The sequence below is a fragment of the Photobacterium sp. OFAV2-7 genome (genome assembly GCF_022347985.1).
In the GTDB taxonomy this organism is placed as follows: Bacteria; Pseudomonadota; Gammaproteobacteria; order Enterobacterales; family Vibrionaceae; genus Photobacterium.
The window spans coordinates 1-18194 of the sequence record NZ_JAKRFQ010000028.1 but is presented as its reverse complement, the minus strand read 5'-3'; the positions used below and the strand labels follow the sequence as shown (position 1 = coordinate 18194).

Sequence of the window (18194 nt, the reverse complement as noted above, 5' to 3'; positions counted from 1 at the left end):
AGAGGCCCTACAACGCAGTATAACGGCTTTATCTGCTATGACGGGGCACTCTGCAGCTTCAATCACTGAGGAGTGCCACAGCTTGTTAGAGAAGCTTGATTGGCTTCGGGTGGGGCAGGAAGCCATTACCTACGAGACTCTCAGCAAGACTATTGAGCTGTACAATAGCCAGCAGGAAGAAAATCACCTTTCTATCGAAAAGCTGATTTCCGGTCTTGCCGTACGTCGTAAGGTTTGTAAGCTTGTACAGGAAGGCCATATCAATGAGCAGGTCATCAAGGCGCTGGATGATATGGCAAGAGGGGTTTAATGTCCTTCGATAGAGTTTTTAAAACATTTATACTGTAAATTTATTGACCGACTCGTGTGGTAACTGTACAGGTGCGAAGTACTTGGAAGTTGGGATAAACGACTGTTCAGAAAGTGCCTGTTTATGGCAGAGGCTAACTCGCTAGCTAGAGGATAACCGATCACTTCTGAGGCTGTTTTGAGAGCCGGAAAAGCAATTTGCTTTTCCGGTTTTTTTGATCCTGCCAATTATACTTTATGTGTAATAAGACAGTGTTAACAAAGCAGATTTTTGACCGTTGCGAATACCGAACTGTGAGGGTAGCTTTAACCGTGTAACAATTTGTTTAGTTATTAATATAGGGCTCATCATGTCATTGACGAGAAGGATCTGCAGTGGGTTGGGGCTCATTTGCCTGACGTTACTTTGTTCGACCGTACAAGCTTCCGCTACCAGCGAGAGGGAGAAGGTAGGACTGGTGCTCAGCGGGGGTGGGGCAAAAGGCGCGGCCCATATCGGGGTACTGGCTGTGCTCGAAGAAAACCGCATCCCGGTTGATGTGATCACCGGTACCAGTATGGGCGCATATGTCGGCGGTATGTACGCGATGGGCTTGTCTGCCGAAGAGATAAAAAACCGTACCCTTGCCGCCGACTGGCAAAGCGGTTACGAAGACCGTGCCAGCCGCAATGATTTGATCCTCAGAAGAAAAAAGCAGAGTGACGATTACCAGATTTATGCCGATATCGGCTTGAGCCTTGATGGTGAGTTCCAGGCCTGGCCCGGCGCGTTTCAGGGGCAGGGGATGGCAGTACTACTGCGTACCCTGACTGAAAATTTACCGAAGTTGGCCAGCTTCGATGATCTGGCCATACCCTACCGGGCGGTGGCGACCGATATTGCCAAAGTGAAACCGGTGATGATCGACAGCGGTCACCTTGCCGAAGCGATGCAGGCATCCATGACGGTGCCGGGAGCCTTGAAGCCGGTAACTTGGCAGAACCATCTCCTGGTCGATGGCGGGGTGGTCAACAACATGCCGGTGGACGCGGCCCAACAGCTCGGTGCCGATGTGATTATTGCCGTTGACTTGCGCGATGCTCTGTTTCAGGAAAGTGAACTCGACAGCGCGCTGAATATTATTGCCCAGTTGACAACCTTTATGACCAACAGCAGTGCGGATCAGCAAAAGTCGTTGATGAAGCCGGATGACGTATACCTTGCGCCCGAGGTGGCATTTATGCTCGCCCCAGATTTCGACAAGATGGAGCAGGCCTATATCGCTGGCAGAAAAGTCGCCCTTGAGGCATTGCCCGAGTTACGCCGTTTCCAGTTGTCGCCGCAGGACTATGAGGTCTACGAAAAGCGCAAGTATGATCGCCGCAGTCAGGTCAGCGCCAGTACGGCTTACTATATCGACAGGATCGAAATTGAGAATCGTACCCTGCGCTCGGATCAGGCGCTGATTGCCTTGCTGGACTTAGAGGTTGGCCGGGTGGTCTCCAACGACGAACTCGAACAGGCGGTCAATCGACTTAATGCCCAGGACATCTTTGCCCGGATCACCTACCAGATAAAGCAGATGGACGATGAGAACGTACTGGCAGTCAATGTGAGCGAGAAGTCCTGGGGGCCGGGTTACTTGAATTTCAAATTTTCCTTTGAAGATGACTTTGCCAACCGGTCGGATTTCGCTTTTGGTGCCCAGTACATCTATACCGACCTGACCGATAAGGGCGGTGAGTGGCAGTTTGACTGGTTGCTTGGGAGTTGGAAGCAGATCAGCACCGAGCTGTATTTCCCGCTGGATTACCAGAAAAAGCACTTCAGCTCATTCGGCCTTGGCTGGAACCGAGAAAAACGTGAGTTTAGTCTGTCGGAGGAGCAGAGGCAGCAAATAGGACGTGAGGATCTGACTGTCATTGATGCTGAGTACCAGCAACTCAGAGGCTTTGTCGAATTAGGCTGGAATATACGTCCATGGAGCGCGATTGCGCTGGGTTATAACGGGATCAGCGGTGAGGCCAAAGAGCTAGAGGGGGATAATGACACACAGGACTATACCGCCCACGGCCCTTACCTGTCGTTTGTCTACGATGATCTGAACAACTTCTATTTCCCCACCGAAGGTTTCTTGCTTGAAGCCGACGTCGGTTATAGCTTTAGCAATAGCACGCTCAATAACGAGCCGTCTATCGACGGGGAGACTATCTATTATGATGTTCTGATGATGAAGCCTTTTAACTACCAGCGTCATACCCTGGTGACAACCTTCAAGGCAGGCGGTTCGGAGTCCGATGAGCTTATTCCTATTTACGTTCAGGATCTCGGCGGGCTGTTTAACCTGTCCGGTTTCCATCGCTATGAGCTCAACGGCCGCTATCGCCTGTTTGGTGCGCTTAACTACCGTTATCGCCTGTTAGATAATGATTTCGGCGCATTTTCGGCTCCTGTGTATATTGGCGGCTCACTCGAGCGCGGTGGGGTATGGGATGACAGCAGTGATATTAGCTGGGAGAGCAGTATCGGGGCGGCGAGTGTCTTTCTTGCTGTCGACTCGCTAGTGGGGCCGCTGTATCTGGGTTACGGCCAGGCTGAAGCCGGAGAGAACTCTGTCTATCTGTCAGTGGGGAGTTCATTTAATTAACTCAATTAAATGGATATTTTGACAATTCACTGACATTTAACCTGCTTAACCGGGCAAAATAGACCCTGATATAACCTTTGTCCCTTTCGAAGATAGAGATGGAGTTTCCCGGCATGGATGTCGGGACTTTTTCATCAACCCACCCTTTCGAAAAGCAATATATGAGTTTTTGCGAGCCTGCACCGGCTCGCTTTTTTTTGCTTGCTCTTTGTTGGTCTCTGGCACTAGCGAAGATTCTTTGTGAACCCGCTTGCAATTTCACAAATAAGTCTCCCCAATACTGTCCGTAAAACCTTTAGGCGTAGCGTTATCGTTGCTCTGTTTCTTGTTGAAAAACATGATGAAGTTCAAGGTTCAACATATTGAATATCAGTAATGTTTCATAATGAAACGTATTGGTGCAAAGGAATGTTTCAGCTTGAAACAACCGGGGCTAAGTAACATCCCCGTCTTGGCTGGCATACCATCAGAATCAACATTACCCCGCCAGAATAATAAGGATAGAACGATGAAAAAGATGATTAACCAAGTCGATAACGTGGTTAAGGAGCAACTGCAAGGTGTTGCCAAAGCTCATCCTGAACTCGAGGTGAGCCTGGATCCTATGTATATCGTCCGCGGCGAGCGCAAGGCTGCCAAGGTCGCCCTGGTTTCTGGCGGGGGCAGCGGCCACGAGCCGATGCACGGTGGTTTTGTCGGTAAAGGTATGCTCGACGGTGCCTGCCCGGGAGAAATGTTCACCTCGCCAACGCCTGATCAGATGTATGAGTGCGGTCAGAAAGTTGATGCCGGCGAAGGGGTACTGTTTCTGGTTAAGAACTATACCGGCGATGTACTGAATTTTGAAACCGCGGTCGAGCTGCTCCATGCCGAGGGAACCAAGGTACAGGCTACTCTGATTGATGACGATGTCGCGGTGAAAGATAGCTTGTATACCGCCGGACGCCGCGGTGTGGCGACAACGGTACTGGCCGAGAAGATCCTCGGGGCAGCTGCCGAGGAAGGCTACGATTTGGATAAAATCAGCGAGTTGGCGAAGAAAATTGCCAACCGTGGTCGTTCTCTGGGAGTTGCGCTGTCGGCCTGTACCGTACCGGCTGCAGGAAAACCTAGCTTTGAGTTGGATGTAAAGGAAATTGAATTCGGGGTCGGGATCCACGGTGAGCCGGGTATCGAGCGACGGGCATTTACCGACGGCGATACGATCACCGGCGATATGATGCGTGAGATCCTGGATAACCAGCCCTATGAGCGTACCGTGCGTCGCTGGAACAATGACAGTGGCGAATGGCAGGACGAGTCCTGGGTAACTGAATCCCTCGAGGCCGGTGACCGGGTGATCGTACTGGTTAACAACCTGGGTGCGACCCCGCAGTCAGAGCTGTATATGGTGTACCGCAAGGTGGCGGAAATCCTCGAGCCGCTGAATATTACTATCGAGCGCAATCTGATCGGCAGCTACTGTACGTCGCTGGATATGCAGGGCTTGTCGATTACCCTGCTGAAAGTCGATGACGAGATGCTTTCGCTGTACGACATGCCGGTTAATACACCAGCGATGCGCTGGGGCTGCTAAGTGTGGAGATGAACATGATAACAATTAGCAAACAACAGGTTGTCCGGTGGCTCGAGTTGTCAGCTGAGATCTTCAAGGAACAGCAAGATTTTTTGACTGATCTCGACCGTGAAATCGGCGATGCGGATCATGGCCTCAACATGAACCGTGGCTTTCAGAAAGTGCAGGAGAAGCTACCCGGTGTCGCCGACAAGGACATCGGCACAATCATGAAAACGACAGGCATGACATTGCTGTCGAGTATCGGCGGAGCGAGTGGCCCGTTATACGGTACTTTCTTTATTCGCAGTGCAACCAGCGCGATGGCTAAAGAGGAACTTAACCTGGCCGAGCTGACCCAGATGCTCCAGAACGGGGTCGACGGGATTGTCCAGCGTGGTAAGGCTGAAGTTGGTGATAAAACCATGGTCGATACCTGGAACGGGATTCTTGTCAGCCTGAACCAAGATCAGGAAGCCAGTCTTTCTGATGCCCTTGACAGGGCGGTAGCCGAAGCGGAAAAGGCGATGAAGGGCACGATCCCGCTGCAGGCGAAAAAAGGGCGGGCAAGTTATTTGGGCGAGCGCTCAATCGGACATCAGGATCCGGGGGCGACGTCCACCTATTTGCTCTTCTCGGCATTGCGCAGTGCCGCTGTGCAATAGTCGCATTTCTTTGCGGTTCGAGCTGGCATCAGGCCACCTCAGTTAAGGTTAGATTATGGTCAGTATTGTAATTGTTTCCCACAGCCCGGACTTGGCCAAAGGTGTCCATGCCCTGGCATCCCAAATGACTCAGGGCAAGATCAAGATCGCCGTCGCGGCAGGGGTGGATGATCCCGACAACCCCATCGGCACTGATGCTATCGCCGTGATGATGGCTATCGAAGAAGTTTATACACCACAAGGTGTATTGGTATTGGTGGATATGGGCAGCGCGATCCTAAGCACCGATACCGCCCTGGAGCTGCTTGATAGCGAGCAGGCGGCCAACGTTCATGTCTGTGCGGCGCCGTTGATTGAAGGCTGTATGTCTGCCTGTGTGGCTGCCGCAGCCGGAATGTCTCTGGAAGAGGTGAGCAGTGAAGCACATAATGCGCTGGTGGCGAAATACACCTTGCTGGAGCAGACGGCCCACCTTCCCGGCAAGGGCGGTGAGCAGAGCGGCGAGCCGTTACTTCAATCTGCAACCGAAGACGAGATGGCTTTCGAGTGGCGGGTGAGAAACCCTCACGGGGTCCATGCCAGACCAGCCTCTGCCATTGTGGGTGCTGTCAGTCCCTATGACGCTCAGGTATGGCTCGAGTGCCATGGTAAGCGAGTGAGTGCGAGGAGCATAAACAGTATTGCGCTGCTTGGCGTAGAAAAAGGCGATAGCCTGACCTGCATTGTCAGTGGCAATGAGGCTCAACAGGCTCTGCAGGCTTTTGTGTCTTTGGCGGAAAACCATTTTAACGAGTCGATAGACAATCCGGATGTCCAGGCCGATCGGGGGCCGACAAAAACAGCCAAAGTGCAAGTGAGCCGCCACCAGGATGGCCGCCTGAATGCGATTGGTGCCTCTGAAGGGATCGCGATAGCACCTGTCTGGCACTACAAAGTCAGCATGCCCAAAGCCCGGGAGCGAGGCTACCTTGGCTACGGTCGTGAATGGGCCTTGTTTTCCGAAGCCAGTGGCGCTGCCTTGCAGACTTTGGCTGAACTGGCCGAGCAGACGGCAGAGAAAGGTTCACAGTCTGATAGCGACATTTTTACCGCCCATAGCCAGATTTTGACCGATCCCGAGCTGGTGGAGACGATCCGGCAGCGACTCAAAGAAGCGGTGAATGTGGAAGTTGCCTGGTCCCAGCTTATCGAGCAAACCGCGCAGGCTTATGAAAGTTCATCCAGTGACTATATGAAGGCGCGAGCCAATGATGTCTATGACGTCGGTCGCCGGGTGATGGGGCTGCTGACCGGTGAGGGTGAGCAACCCATCGAGCTTTCCGAGCCGGTGATCCTGGTCGCAACCGATTTGTCGCCCTCAGATACAGCCCGTTTGGATCCGGCGATGGTAAAAGGCATTATCCTCGAGCAGGGAGGAAGTACCTCGCATTCGGCGATTCTGGCTCGCTCTCTCGGTATTCCTGCGGTTGTCGGGCTGCCGGGAATTATGGCCCAAAGCCAGGAAGGTCAGGTTGCCGTTCTTCGCGGCGGCAGTGGCGAGGTGTGGCTGACCCCAACGGCGCAACGGCTTGAAAAAGCATGCCGTGAGCAGGACGAGTTTGAGACTCAGGGTGAGCTGGCCATGGCGAAGACCATGGAAAAGGCAACGACACAGGATGGCAGGGCAATCGAGATTTATGCCAACCTGGCCAGTCAGGAGGAAGCCGAGCAGGCAATAGCGCTTGGTGCCGAAGGGGTTGGGCTGGTGCGCAGCGAGTTCATTTTTATGGGCAGCGATCAGCCGCCTTCCGAACAGAGCCAGTTTGAAACCTACTGCCAGATTGCAGAGACATTTGGCGACAAGCCCGTCATTATCCGCACTCTGGATATTGGTGGCGACAAGCCATTGACTTACATGCAGCAGGGAGAAGAGGAAAACCCGTACCTCGGTTGCCGTGGTTTGCGCCTGTGTCTGCAGAATGTTGACGTGTTCAGGCTACAGCTTAATGCTCTGTTACGGGCCCGGGCCAAGTGTTCCAACTTGCAGGTCATGTTCCCCATGGTGGCGACTATGGAGGAGCTGAACCAGGCCAAGTATCTGCTCAATAGCTGTTACGAAGCCCTGCAGCATAGCGGGATCCCGGCTGTGATGCCGAAAATCGGTATTATGATCGAGGTACCAGCGGCAGTGGCCAATGCCAGACAGCTGGCCGAGGAGGTAAGCTTTTTCAGCATCGGCACCAATGATCTTACCCAGTATGTGATGGCAGCAGACCGGGGCAACGACAGGGTTTCCTATCTGGTCTCTGCCGCGCAGCCCGCGGTATTGCGAATGATTGAGCAGACGGCGCAGGCCGCCCAGGAGGCGGGGATCTCTGTCGGGATCTGTGGTGAGATGGCTGGCGATCCCAAGCTGACCAAGGCGTTGATCGGCATGGGGGTCAGTGAGCTGAGCATGAGTCCGAATCGTATCGCAGCGGTCAAGCAGGCGGTCAGGGCGACAGAGAGCAAACAGGCCACAAAGCAGGTGCAAGAGGTACTCGGTGCCAGCACATTGAAACAAGTCATGGCATTGCTGTAATTATACCCATGCTGCCTCAAGATGCTCATTTCAGCGAGAATTACTTGGCTACTAGGCTAGGCACCGATTTGAAAATCTAGTGGCTCTAAATTAATAATCGGTAACAACGCATAGAAGCCAAGTAAACTCGCCCTTCGGGAGTGAGCCAGCGAGCCCATTTCTGTGTCAAATAGCGTTGAAAGGGATTGCCATTCCTACCGTTATTTTCCTTGAACTGAGCACGCTGGTCTCACTCTGAATCCTGCATATTGAGGTAACTTGGGTATATGTGTTACTTGTAATCGCCCATCTCTAGTCCGTAGTGTTTCAGCTTGCGCCATAGCGTCGTTCTGCTGATTTGAAGATCGTCGCACATCTTGCTGATTGTCCCGCGGCAGAGAATCGCAGAGCGAATGATGGTATTTCGCTCTGCGTCTGCCAGGTTATTGGACGACTGCGGCTGGGCATTGTCGGCGGCTTCTGCCGTTGTTAGCAGGATACTGTCGGGCAGATCGCCGGCCTCAATGAGCGTGCCTTGGGTAAAGTTGACGGCTCGTTCGATAACGTTCCTAAGCTCACGGTGGTTACCGGGCCAGCGGTAGTTTTCCAGATACGACATGGCCTCCGGGCTGGCATGCAAAGAGTGTTTTTTCTCGGCCGTGAGAAGCATGAGACTTCTTTCCACCAACGCCGCCACATCTTCTCTACGTTCCCTTAGTGGCGGGACCGGAATATCAAACGTCTGGAGTTCCAGGAGTAACTGTCCGCGGAAATGTTTCTCCGTGACGGCCTGGGCAAGATCGATGGTCGACGAGGCAATGATACGAACATCCACTGACACAATATTGCCGTTCATCCTATTGAGCAGGCCTGTTTTCAACAAATGAAGCAAGGCGGCCTGTACCTCGGCGGAAAGGCACTCCACCTGATCGAGAAACAGGGTGCCGCCGTGGGCCAGCTCGAATTTTGATGCCGCTACACCGTCCCCTTCCTGTGAGGCGCCCAAAAACTCCGTGGCCATCAGCTCCTTGGGAATCGCCTGACAATTGATGGCGATAAATGGCTGATCCTGCCTGTCGCTGGCGTTGTGAATTGCCTGGGCAAGATGGCTTTTTCCCAGCCCGTCCTCGCCGTGAAGCAGGACGGGACCGCGTCCTCTAGCCGCATGGCGAGCCTGGCGTATTGTCCTTTGCATGGCGTCTGAGACTCCGACAATATCGTCGAATGTCAGCCTTGCGCGGTTGCCGGCGTGGTGATGGATCAGATCACGAATATGTTTGAGCGGGTAGAGCAGGGCAATGTAGCAGTGGGTTTCATTCTGATCATTTTTTACAATTTTGAGCGATACCACCAACGGGATTAGCTTGCCCTTGCACTCGATGGTGGTTTCAATCATATCAACCCCTTTGCCACGCCTGATGGCCTGCTGGATGCTCTGCGGCAGTGTCATCACGGTGTTAATATCCCTGCCTGACTCTCCAGCCCCCAGCCCCAGCAACTCGCGACCCTTGCGGTTCAGGTAATGAATTTTTCCGTTGGGATACCAGGCCAGCACACCTTCTGCCACGCCTTCTAGCAGAACATGTACCTCGGACAGATGCTGGTTTGACTCAGTCAGCATATTGTCGGCTCGCATCTGGCTGGCAATGTCGCGGGCGGCAGAGTGGATTAGACCCAGAGCGGACACACTTGCTTTGTTGGCCGGCAGTACTAAAGCAATACAGCCCTGCGCAGATCCGTTGCCGTCAAATACCGGTGCGGCATAGACGGCAAAGTCGTGCAGTGCCTGTTTAAAATGTTCATAGCCGATGGTCTGGGTGGCCTTGGCAAGGTGCCTGGCACTGGAGACCGCGTTGTTGCCAATAATACCTTCTCGCCAGTAACTGCCTTCCTGAATACCGAGATCATGGAGTTTTTGCTGCATATCGGCAGTCGCACAGCTGTAGAGGGTACAACCGGTTTCGTCGCAGATCAGCAAGGCGCAGCTGTCGTTTTCCAGGTATTCGTAAATATCTTCTATGGCCGGTACGGCAACATTCACTAATGCTGCTTTGCTTTTCAGAATCGAGTCGAAGGTGACGCCTTTGGCCCTATGGGGCATCGGCCAGTGATCATGGCGCTGCTGGCGACGGCATCGTGCCCAGACCTGCTGTAAATGAGGGTCAATATCGGGAAGACCAGCCTCGACAGATGGCTGTGAGACAAATGCGTGCCAAATGGCCTTGGTCAATGCTTGGCGAGGGAGCATAGAAAATATAGCGACTAATTCATTGTGCCTGCATTGTAGCGTTTTGCTCAGCAAAAGAATGATGCCCGGATTGGAAAACGATGGATTAAAGGGCGGAAAAGCTGGGTGTTCGTCTGTTTCCTGTTCAGTGATATCAGTTAGTTATCACCGCACTATACTTAAAAAAATAACTATCTATCAGGTTGGGGTACGGTGGCGCAGGTACTCCTCTTTTCAGGCAGGGACCATGAAAATAACATTGATCATCGGCATGATATTGCTGGCCGGCCTGATGGCTGGGGTTTGGTATAAGGAACAGGGACGCAGCCAGGGGCCTTCGGCATCGCGAGGTGGCGGTACGCCGAGTGTTGTGGTGGCGGTGGTGAGCCGTCAGAGTGTCCGGCGCGAAGTCGAGGCGCTGGGAACGATAAAGTCCCGTGAGTCGGTGGTCCTGTCGGCAAAGGTTACCGAGAAAGTTGAGCAGGTCCACTTTCGTGACGGTCAATTGGTGAGTGCCGGTGATTTGCTGGTTACCTTGAGATCGGGGGAACAGAAGGCCAAGGTGCGTGCTGCCAAGGCCAACCTGAAAGAGCAGCAGCGCGAGTATAAACGGATTGAAGGGCTGGTCAGGAGCAATACGATTGCCAGCTCCGAGCTGGATAAGCTCTATACCGATATTGAGATCGCCCGCGCGGTGCTGGCGCAGAATCAGGCTGAGCTGGATGCACGGTTTATTCAGGCGCCGTTTGCCGGGGTGCTGGGGTTTCGCCAGATCAGCCCCGGAGCGCTGTTAACACCCGGAACGGTGATCACGACACTCGATGATCTTGCCAAGGTGAAGCTTGATTTTACGGTACCGGAGCAGTTTATCGGCCAATTGCGGCTGGGATCGGAGATTGAGGGACAGGTTGCTGCGTTTCCCAAGCGCCAGTTTGCCGGTCGCGTAACGGGCATCGACAGCCGGGTTAACCCGTTGACGCGGGCGATTGTCGTGCGGGCCGAAATTAACAATCCTGATTTAATGCTCCGTCCGGGAATGCTCATGACCCTGAGCCTGATTGTCGAGAAGAGACTGGGGCTGGTGGTGCCAGAAGAGGCCTTGGTGCCCCGTCAGCGTCATAATTATGTGTTTGTCGTCAACAGTGACAATGTCGTTGAACAGCGTCAGGTTGATATCGGCTTTCGCAGCCGGGGAGAAGCCGAAATTCTCGAGGGAGTGGCGGAGGGGGAACAAATTATTACCCGGGGCATCCAGCGGGTGAGGCCGGGCCAGGTTGTCGATACCCGTACCAGCGAGCGGTTTAGCTACCAGGAGGCGGGCTGATGTTGCTGACGGATATATCGGTCAAACGGCCGGTGTTTGGCTCGGTGATCAGCCTGTTGCTGATCACTTTTGGTCTGGTGGCCTATGACAAGCTGCCGCTTCGCGAGTACCCCAATATCGACCCGCCAATCGTTACTGTCTCGACTAACTATCGCGGGGCGTCGGCAGCGATTGTCGAAACCAGTATTACTCAACTGGTGGAAGACCGGATATCCGGCTTGGAAGGGATCCGCAATATCAGCTCGCAAAGCCGCGACGGTCGCTCGACGGTTACCCTGGAGTTTGGTATCGGCCGCGATATTGATGCCGCGGCCAACGATGTTCGGGATCGGATCTCGGGGATCCTCAATAACCTGCCTGAAGAGGCCGAGCCGCCGGAAGTGCAAAAAGCGGCGGGTAGCTCGGAAGTGATCATGTGGTTGAATCTCGTTTCCGACCGGATGGGAACCCTGGAGCTGACCGACTACGCCCGTCGCTACCTTGTCGATCGCTTCTCAGTGATCGACGGCGTAGCCAATATCCGGATTGGCGGCGGCAAGGAATATGCCTTGCGGATCTGGCTCGACAGGCAGAAGCTGGCGGCCAGAGGCTTGACCGTGGCAGACATTGAAGATGCCTTGAGGGCTGATAATGTCGAGTTGCCGGCTGGTTCCCTTGAATCGCAGAGCCGACAGTTTTCTATCCGTACCCAGCGCAGTTTCGTGGCTCCTGAAGACTTTGCCAAGCTGGTGGTGGGGGCCGGGACTGATGGTTACCTGATCCGCCTCGGTGACGTCGCGCGGGTCGATCTGGCCGCCGAAGAGGAGCGTATTACCTTTCGCGGTAACACCCAGGACATGATTGGACTGGGGATAAACCGGCAATCGACAGCGAATACCCTGCAGGTGGCCAAGGCTGTCAATGAGTTAGTCGACAGGCTCAATCCTACCCTGCCCGAGGGGATGGAGATCAAACGATCCTATGATTCGTCGGTATTTATCCAGGCCTCGATAGACGAAGTCTATAAAACCCTGTTTATTGCCCTGTTGCTGGTGGTATTGGTGATTTACCTCTTCCTCGGCAGCGTACGTGCGATGCTGATCCCCGCGCTGACTTTGCCGGTGTCATTGATCGGTAGCTTTATCGTGCTGTATGCATTGGGTTTTACCATCAATCTTTTGACCTTGCTGGCACTGATTTTGGCTATCGGCATCGTAGTCGATGATGCGATTGTGATGCTGGAGAATATTCACCGTCGGATCGAGCTGGGAGAACCACCGCTAAAAGCCGCATTTCTGGGTGCTCGTCAGGTGAGTTTTGCGATTATTGCGACAACGGCTGTCTTGGTATCGGTGTTTTTGCCGGTGGGCTTTTTGGAAGGCGATTTGGGCAAGCTGTTTCGTGAGTTCTCGATAGCCATCAGTACTGCCGTGATTTTGTCGTCGCTGGTTGCCCTGACGCTGAGCCCGATGATGGGCTCCAAGATCATGCGAAAGGTCGAGCATGAGCCTTGGTTGGTGAGCAAGGTTAGTCGTATTTTGGTGTCGGTCACGGCCTTTTATCGGCAGGTCTTAGATAGCTGGCTAAAGCGTCCTTACCTGATTGTCGGGGTCATGGTGTTAGCCTTGGCCGGCAGTGGCTGGCTGGCGAGCCGGATCCCGTCGGAGTTTGCCCCGAGGGAAGATCGGGGAGCAATGTTTATCATCATCAATGGCCCGCAGGGGGCGAGCTACGAGTTCATGCAGCCGTACATGAATGAAATTGAACACCGGTTAATGCCTTTGGTGGCATCCGGAGAAATTAAGCGCCTGCTGGTACGTGCCCCGCGAGGATGGGGGCGGATTGAGGACTTTTCCAACGGCTTTGCCATTGTCGTGCTTGAAGACTGGGCCAAGCGGCGCACGGCCTCGGCTATTATCGGTGACATTCGCCGTCGTCTGTCTGACTTAGCCGGAGTTCGGGCTTTTCCGGTGATGAGACAGCCGTTCGGGCGAGGGGTCGGCAAACCGGTGCAGTTTGTTTTGGGGGGCGGCAGCTATGAAGAGCTGGCTCAGTGGCGGGATATCTTGCTCGATGAAGTCGCCGTCAATTCGCGTTTGACCGGTGTGGATCATGATTACAAGGAAACTAAACCCCAGTTGCGGATCCTGATAGATCGTGACCGGGCCGGGGATCTCGGGGTGTCGCTGCGAGAAATTGGCCAGACCCTGGAGTCGATGCTTGGCTCGCGACTGGTGACGACCTACAAGTGGCGTGGCGAAGAGTATGACGTGGTGATTGAGGGACAGCGCGAAAGACAAAATACGGCGGCGGATCTCAGTAATTTGTATGTACGCTCTGATCGCAGCGATGAGCTGATCCCGCTCTCCAGTCTGATCACCGTAACGGAATTTGCCAGTGCCCCCCAGCTGAACCGCTATAACCGGGTAAGAGCGATCACCATTGAGGCCAATCTGACAGAAGGCTATACCCTGGGAGAAGGGCTGGCATACCTGAATGATCTGGTCCGGCAATACCTGCCAGCCGATGCGGTTGTAAACTACAAAGGTGCGTCGCAGGATTATCAGGATTCCAGTACCTCGGTACTGTTTGTGTTTGCCTTGGCGCTGGTGGTGGTTTTTCTGGTGTTGGCAGCACAGTTTGAAAGCTATATTCACCCGTTGGTGATCATGTTGACGGTGCCACTGGCCACATTCGGGGCATTGTTGGGGTTATATTTTACCGATCAAAGCCTGAACATATATTCCCAGATCGGAATCATCATGCTGGTCGGGCTGGCAGCGAAAAATGGCATCTTGATTGTTGAGTTCGCCAATCAACTACGCGATCAGGGGACGACGTTTGAACAGGCTATTGTGGAAGCCTCGGCGGCTCGGTTACGGCCGATTCTGATGACGGCGATCACTACGGCTGCCGGCGCTGTTCCTTTGATCCTGGCTTCTGGTGCGGGAGCTGAAACGCGATTGGTGATTGGTATCGTGGTATTGACCGGAATACTGGTTGCGACCTTTTTTACCTTGCTGGTGATCCCCGTTGTTTATAGTTTGCTGGCGCGGCATACCAGCAGCCCAGAGTTTGTGGCACGTGAGCTGGAACAACAACTGGCTGAAGATAATACTGTTGAGTTTAAAAAGCTGGGCTAGGCGGCTTGGTGGTTGATAAATTCAGAGTCAGAGTGCCAGATAGCGGAAGCTGTTGCTTCGTCCGTGCTCGATTGCTGAGTGCGTGAGAGGCTGGGTAAGCCTGATAATAGAATATCAATACAGTGATTAAATTCACTAAACCCCATAGGTTGTTGTTGAGCTCTGCTTTGATGAGCTTTCTTTGCGGGGGTGTTTGGAACAATGTTTAAACTACGCATTTTACTACCCTTCGCCTTCAGTTCAGGTTAGTACCAATCAAAGTGTGGATATAGTATCGATAGTGAATATGACAGCCAGATGTCGGTATGATGAGAAGTTTGTCACACTCCATTTTTATCTAAATAAAACAGTCAAGTAGATATACTCTTGAGCTTATCATTCCTAGCCTGATGAAGCTTGGGAGCGGTAAGGCCGAATCAGCAATGTTGGTAGGTAAGGTTTTCGACCAGTATTACCTGGTGTGGTTGATAAAATATCGTAACCATAAAACCGAATGGTTGTTTGCTTATTGAATTGTGTAAGTTCGGAACATCTTCACATCATTTACCTGTTGTTAATGTTTATTCATTACTTATTACATCCTAAGAATAGTCATGAGTCGCTTTAATATAAGGCGTAAATTGAATGGTGGGCAACTTGGTAAAATATTCAGATTTTTGCTTTTTGATAATATTTCCCTTCATCTATTTAACATTGCAATTTATGCCTTGATGTGCATATTGGCACATCACAAAACGTGATATTTGTTCCAGATATTGGCGACAATTTATAAAAAAAGGATTAAAACAGTCATATAAAAGTGGAAAAGGAGCGGACTGTGGTGAGAGAGGCTCTGTAGCTGTGAATTATTAGTACAAGTAGGTAAGTGCTTGTCTAATTGTGAGTCAATATGGTTTTAGTTTGAGCTGAATATAGGGTTGGTGGTTATTAATATTTTTCAACAAGGCAGGCAATAAGCGAGAGAGAATTTGAATGTAAATAAGATAATACGTTTTAGTTTGTTAAATTTAACGATTTAATCTGGATAGGTGATACCATATCGGTATAAAATCATTTTATAAGGTTTAATTATAACCTTCTATGGAACCGTAGTGTACTTAGAAGAGTGTACATAAAACGAAAGACTTCTTTATCATCGTATTTTATTGGTGAGAATGTACTCTGTTTTTACGACATCACAATATGAGTGCTGATTAGTATAATTATGTATTTCAATAAGATAATAGTGTCTATTTCAATTTAGTAGTGTCTTTGCTGAGTACTTAATGATTACGCTCTCAGTAATAATAATGAAGTTCAAACAAGCTCAAGGAGAGCCAATTGTTATTATCCATATATACAACTTAGAGTTTCTTTTTGTATAAGTTGAGCCAGGAATGCAGTGATGGAAAAAAAGCCTCAAGAACCTTCTGAAATACAAGGTATTAAGAAGGTAAAAGCTGTTGAAAAAACAAATATTTCAGATAATAAGACAAGAAGTACCACAAGCGAGATACTTAAATCTCGGCAGTCAACTGTTTATTTGTATATCAATAACAAGAAAGTTGAATTTAGGTTGGTAGAGGTAGCACCGGATGAGGTGATAACAAAAACGACTGTTACTGAGGAAAACCAGCGAGATCAACGTTTTGTTAATGCACTGTCGGTGAGGGAGCTCACAGCAAAAATCCGAGAAAAAGGTCAGGTTTACCCTGCCATTGGCCAGGCGGGGCCTCAGGGTAAGATCGAAATCATTGATGGCTCGCAGAGAAGGATGGCCTGCCACTTGGCCGGGAAGCCCTTTTCTGTGTATGTCTGCAAGGGAAACATTGATCACACGACAGCTTCTCAGCTTTCTAATGATACGAACTTGTTTAAGCCACTGTCGCTTATCGAACGAGGAATGGAGTGGAAAAAGTTATTACAAAACAAAAAATATAAGAATGCCTCGGCCTTGGCGAAGGAGAATGGAATAAACGTTGCGACAGTCAGTATCGGTTTAAAGGCAGCGGCGTTACCTATATGGTTAATTAATCTTATTCCGAGTCCTTCGGATTTAGGTAAAGACTTAATTTCTAAATTAGATAAGTCGATACGGCCATTAACTCAACCTCAACTGAGTGCGAAGAAGGAAGATTGTGAAAATGCAATTCGATTCCTTGAGAATGAAATTGCAGAATCGTCCAGTGCGCAATCAGCAAATTCGTTAGTGATAAATGCTTTAATAGAGGTTTTCTCTGTGGGAAATGATAATAACACCACGGGACAAAAGTATAGAAAGTTAGAAAATGGCTCTTTAGTGAAAGCCAGTGTTAAGGCTGGTCGTATTCAAATTGATATTAAAAATGCCTCTAAGGGTTGTATCGACGACTTGACCGATGTGCTGAACCGACATGGAATGAACTTGTTTAATTAGATTTATGGGGTAAAATTTTTTACCCCATAACCTGTAAAAGTTATGCACCTTCAACTGTAAGCATCGAGGCCATGTTAATGTACTCCCGTCTTGTTAAATGACCTGCTCCATAGTCAGAAGTCGAACCCGTGTTAACATCGCATTCAGGGCGATATTGTGGATCATTTCATCGATGGTGGTACAACAGTCGGTCAGTACTGAGACGGTGTAATTATCTGCCTGCCTTGAGATGGCTGTGTGGGTGACGCAGTTCTGAGTCATCATTCCGCATAGTAGTAGTTCATTAATATCCTTCTCGGCCAGTACCTGTGCCAGATTGGTCTGCTCGAAACTATCGGCGAAACTTTTGGTAACAATGGTCGCTTTGGGGGCAGCAGCTGCTATTTCCGGATGGATTGCTGCGCCTTCGGTACCTTTGTTAAAAAAAGGTGCCATCTCGCTGCTGGCAATATGCTGGACAATAATGACAGGTATATCCTGCTGCTTGGCGCGCTCGATAGCTTTTTTGATATTTGCCAGTGTTAACTCTGTGTTCCACAGCGGATATTTACCTTCCGGGAAATAGTCGTTTTGTGGATCAATAATGATAAGGGTTTTGCTGGCGTGCTCTGTCATGGTGTGCTCCTGTGAGTGTTAGAACGACTGCTTCGTCATGTCGTGACAGGGCTCAGTATGCCAAGCTCAGTCAGAGGCGATGAGTGGCATATATGACTTATTTGAGGCTATTTCTGACAAGTTGGATTTTTCTGGTTCTTAAACTGGAAGTGATCTTATATCTGGCTGGCCCGGGCTGATAATTTCTCCGTAATTTGTCAGCCCATTTTTGCTGATGATACATAAAGGGCCAGGCTAGTCTTCCTTGAGGGTGAAGCCCACTTTGATGGTTACTTGCCAGTGATCGACCTGGCCGTTTTCTATGTTGCCCCGGATATCGCAGACTTCAAACCAGCGCATGTTGCTGAGGCTATTGTTGGCTTTGGTCAGGGCCGAGTTGACGGCATCTTCTACGCTGTCTTGAGACGAGCCTACCAGCTCGATCAGTTTGTATATATGGTCGGACATCGCTTACCCCTTGTGAACGTGCTGCAGCACTATGCTGAAACTGTCATAAGTAAAAATTAGCTGATGATCTTCATAAATTCCGCCTCGGTGGCGTAATCATGCTTTTCGGCCCGGTCTAGAAAGACGATCCCGTTGAGGTGATCCAGTTCGTGCTGGAAGATCCGGGCAATAAAGCCTTCCAAATGGCTTTTCACCTCGTGGCCGTCGATGGTGGTGTACCGCACCTCGATTTTCTTGTGGCGGCTGACTTTGGCCCGCATGCCGGGAATGCTCAGGCAACCTTCCCAGTCTTTTTCCGTCTCTTTGCTTGACCAGATAAGCTCGGGGTTGAGCATTAGCGTTGGCTCCATTTGCGGTGCATTGGGGTAT

At 51.1% G+C, this 18194-nt stretch carries 12 protein-coding genes and 1 pseudogene; 8 read left to right on the top strand and 5 right to left on the bottom strand.

The features are described 5' to 3' along the window. From MHN01_RS04245 to ptsP, 5 genes and pseudogenes are all read left to right on the top strand, one after another. Positions 1 to 310 (top strand): annotated as a pseudogene (locus MHN01_RS04245) (translation elongation factor); the annotation flags it as partial. A 349-nt stretch (positions 311 to 659) separates the two neighbouring features. Next, the gene (locus tag MHN01_RS04240) at positions 660 to 2936 is read left to right on the top strand and encodes a patatin-like phospholipase family protein (protein WP_239410183.1); all 2277 of its coding nucleotides are present in this window, start codon (positions 660 to 662) and stop codon (positions 2934 to 2936) included. Between the two features lie 508 nt (positions 2937 to 3444). Further along, entirely contained in the window at positions 3445 to 4512 is a 1068-nt protein-coding gene (gene dhaK / locus MHN01_RS04235; protein WP_239410182.1) for a dihydroxyacetone kinase subunit DhaK, read from the top strand. Positions 4513 to 4529: 17 nt separating this feature from the next. After that, on the top strand, positions 4530 to 5156 hold the full coding sequence (gene dhaL / locus MHN01_RS04230; protein ID WP_370646418.1) for a dihydroxyacetone kinase subunit DhaL: 627 nt from the start codon (positions 4530 to 4532) through the stop codon (positions 5154 to 5156). Positions 5157 to 5211: 55 nt separating this feature from the next. Next, the gene (gene ptsP, locus MHN01_RS04225) at positions 5212 to 7716 is read left to right on the top strand and encodes a phosphoenolpyruvate--protein phosphotransferase (protein WP_239410180.1); all 2505 of its coding nucleotides are present in this window, start codon (positions 5212 to 5214) and stop codon (positions 7714 to 7716) included. A 271-nt stretch (positions 7717 to 7987) separates the two neighbouring features. Here ptsP and dhaR read toward each other — a convergent pair whose 3' ends face one another. Continuing rightward, entirely contained in the window at positions 7988 to 9943 is a 1956-nt protein-coding gene (dhaR, locus tag MHN01_RS04220; RefSeq protein WP_239410179.1) for a dihydroxyacetone kinase operon transcriptional regulator DhaR, read from the bottom strand. A gap of 226 nt (positions 9944 to 10169) precedes the next feature. Here dhaR and MHN01_RS04215 point away from each other — a divergent pair, with 226 nt between their 5' ends. Both MHN01_RS04215 and MHN01_RS04210 read left to right on the top strand, forming a co-directional pair. Continuing rightward, complete coding sequence (locus tag MHN01_RS04215; RefSeq protein ID WP_239410178.1) at positions 10170 to 11246, top strand: efflux RND transporter periplasmic adaptor subunit; 1077 nt, start codon at positions 10170 to 10172, stop codon at positions 11244 to 11246. Then, on the top strand, positions 11246 to 14368 hold the full coding sequence (locus tag MHN01_RS04210) for an efflux RND transporter permease subunit (RefSeq protein ID WP_239410177.1): 3123 nt from the start codon (positions 11246 to 11248) through the stop codon (positions 14366 to 14368). The genes MHN01_RS04215 and MHN01_RS04210 overlap by 1 nt, the downstream gene beginning before the upstream one ends. Here MHN01_RS04210 and MHN01_RS04205 read toward each other — a convergent pair. After that, positions 14365 to 14586 carry a hypothetical protein gene (locus tag MHN01_RS04205; protein ID WP_239410176.1) on the bottom strand — a complete coding sequence of 74 codons (222 nt, stop codon included), beginning with the start codon at positions 14584 to 14586 and terminating at the stop codon, positions 14365 to 14367. The genes MHN01_RS04210 and MHN01_RS04205 overlap by 4 nt on opposite strands. A gap of 1166 nt (positions 14587 to 15752) precedes the next feature. On the opposite strand from MHN01_RS04205, the gene MHN01_RS04200 reads away from it, so the two are divergent. Then, the gene (locus MHN01_RS04200; RefSeq protein WP_239410175.1) at positions 15753 to 16763 is read left to right on the top strand and encodes a ParB/RepB/Spo0J family partition protein; all 1011 of its coding nucleotides are present in this window, start codon (positions 15753 to 15755) and stop codon (positions 16761 to 16763) included. Between the two features lie 93 nt (positions 16764 to 16856). Here MHN01_RS04200 and MHN01_RS04195 read toward each other — a convergent pair whose 3' ends face one another. The 3 genes from MHN01_RS04195 to MHN01_RS04185 all read right to left on the bottom strand — a co-directional run. Then, the gene (locus tag MHN01_RS04195) at positions 16857 to 17378 is read right to left on the bottom strand and encodes a cysteine hydrolase family protein (RefSeq protein ID WP_239410174.1); all 522 of its coding nucleotides are present in this window, start codon (positions 17376 to 17378) and stop codon (positions 16857 to 16859) included. A gap of 234 nt (positions 17379 to 17612) precedes the next feature. Continuing rightward, positions 17613 to 17825 (bottom strand): dodecin, encoded by a 213-nt coding sequence (locus MHN01_RS04190; RefSeq protein WP_075764620.1) that lies wholly within the window; start codon positions 17823 to 17825, stop codon positions 17613 to 17615. Between the two features lie 56 nt (positions 17826 to 17881). Further along, positions 17882 to 18194 (bottom strand): peptide deformylase (locus tag MHN01_RS04185; RefSeq protein WP_239410173.1); only part of this gene is annotated, 313 nt, incomplete at its 5' end.

Bases quoted from the DNA above. Each gene is read 5' to 3' on its own strand.
- ptsP (WP_239410180.1), top strand. From the start codon at position 5,212: ATGGTCAGTATTGTAATTGTTTCCCACAGCCCGGACTTGGCCAAAGGT.
- dhaR (WP_239410179.1), bottom strand. From the start codon at position 9,943: ATGCTCCCTCGCCAAGCATTGACCAAGGCCATTTGGCACGCATTTGTC.
- MHN01_RS04210 (WP_239410177.1), top strand. From the start codon at position 11,246: ATGTTGCTGACGGATATATCGGTCAAACGGCCGGTGTTTGGCTCGGTG.
- MHN01_RS04240 (WP_239410183.1), top strand. From the start codon at position 660: ATGTCATTGACGAGAAGGATCTGCAGTGGGTTGGGGCTCATTTGCCTG.
- MHN01_RS04215 (WP_239410178.1), top strand. From the start codon at position 10,170: ATGAAAATAACATTGATCATCGGCATGATATTGCTGGCCGGCCTGATG.
- MHN01_RS04190 (WP_075764620.1), bottom strand. From the start codon at position 17,825: ATGTCCGACCATATATACAAACTGATCGAGCTGGTAGGCTCGTCTCAA.
- MHN01_RS04195 (WP_239410174.1), bottom strand. From the start codon at position 17,378: ATGACAGAGCACGCCAGCAAAACCCTTATCATTATTGATCCACAAAAC.
- dhaK (WP_239410182.1), top strand. From the start codon at position 3,445: ATGAAAAAGATGATTAACCAAGTCGATAACGTGGTTAAGGAGCAACTG.
- MHN01_RS04200 (WP_239410175.1), top strand. From the start codon at position 15,753: ATGGAAAAAAAGCCTCAAGAACCTTCTGAAATACAAGGTATTAAGAAG.
- MHN01_RS04205 (WP_239410176.1), bottom strand. From the start codon at position 14,586: ATGCGTAGTTTAAACATTGTTCCAAACACCCCCGCAAAGAAAGCTCAT.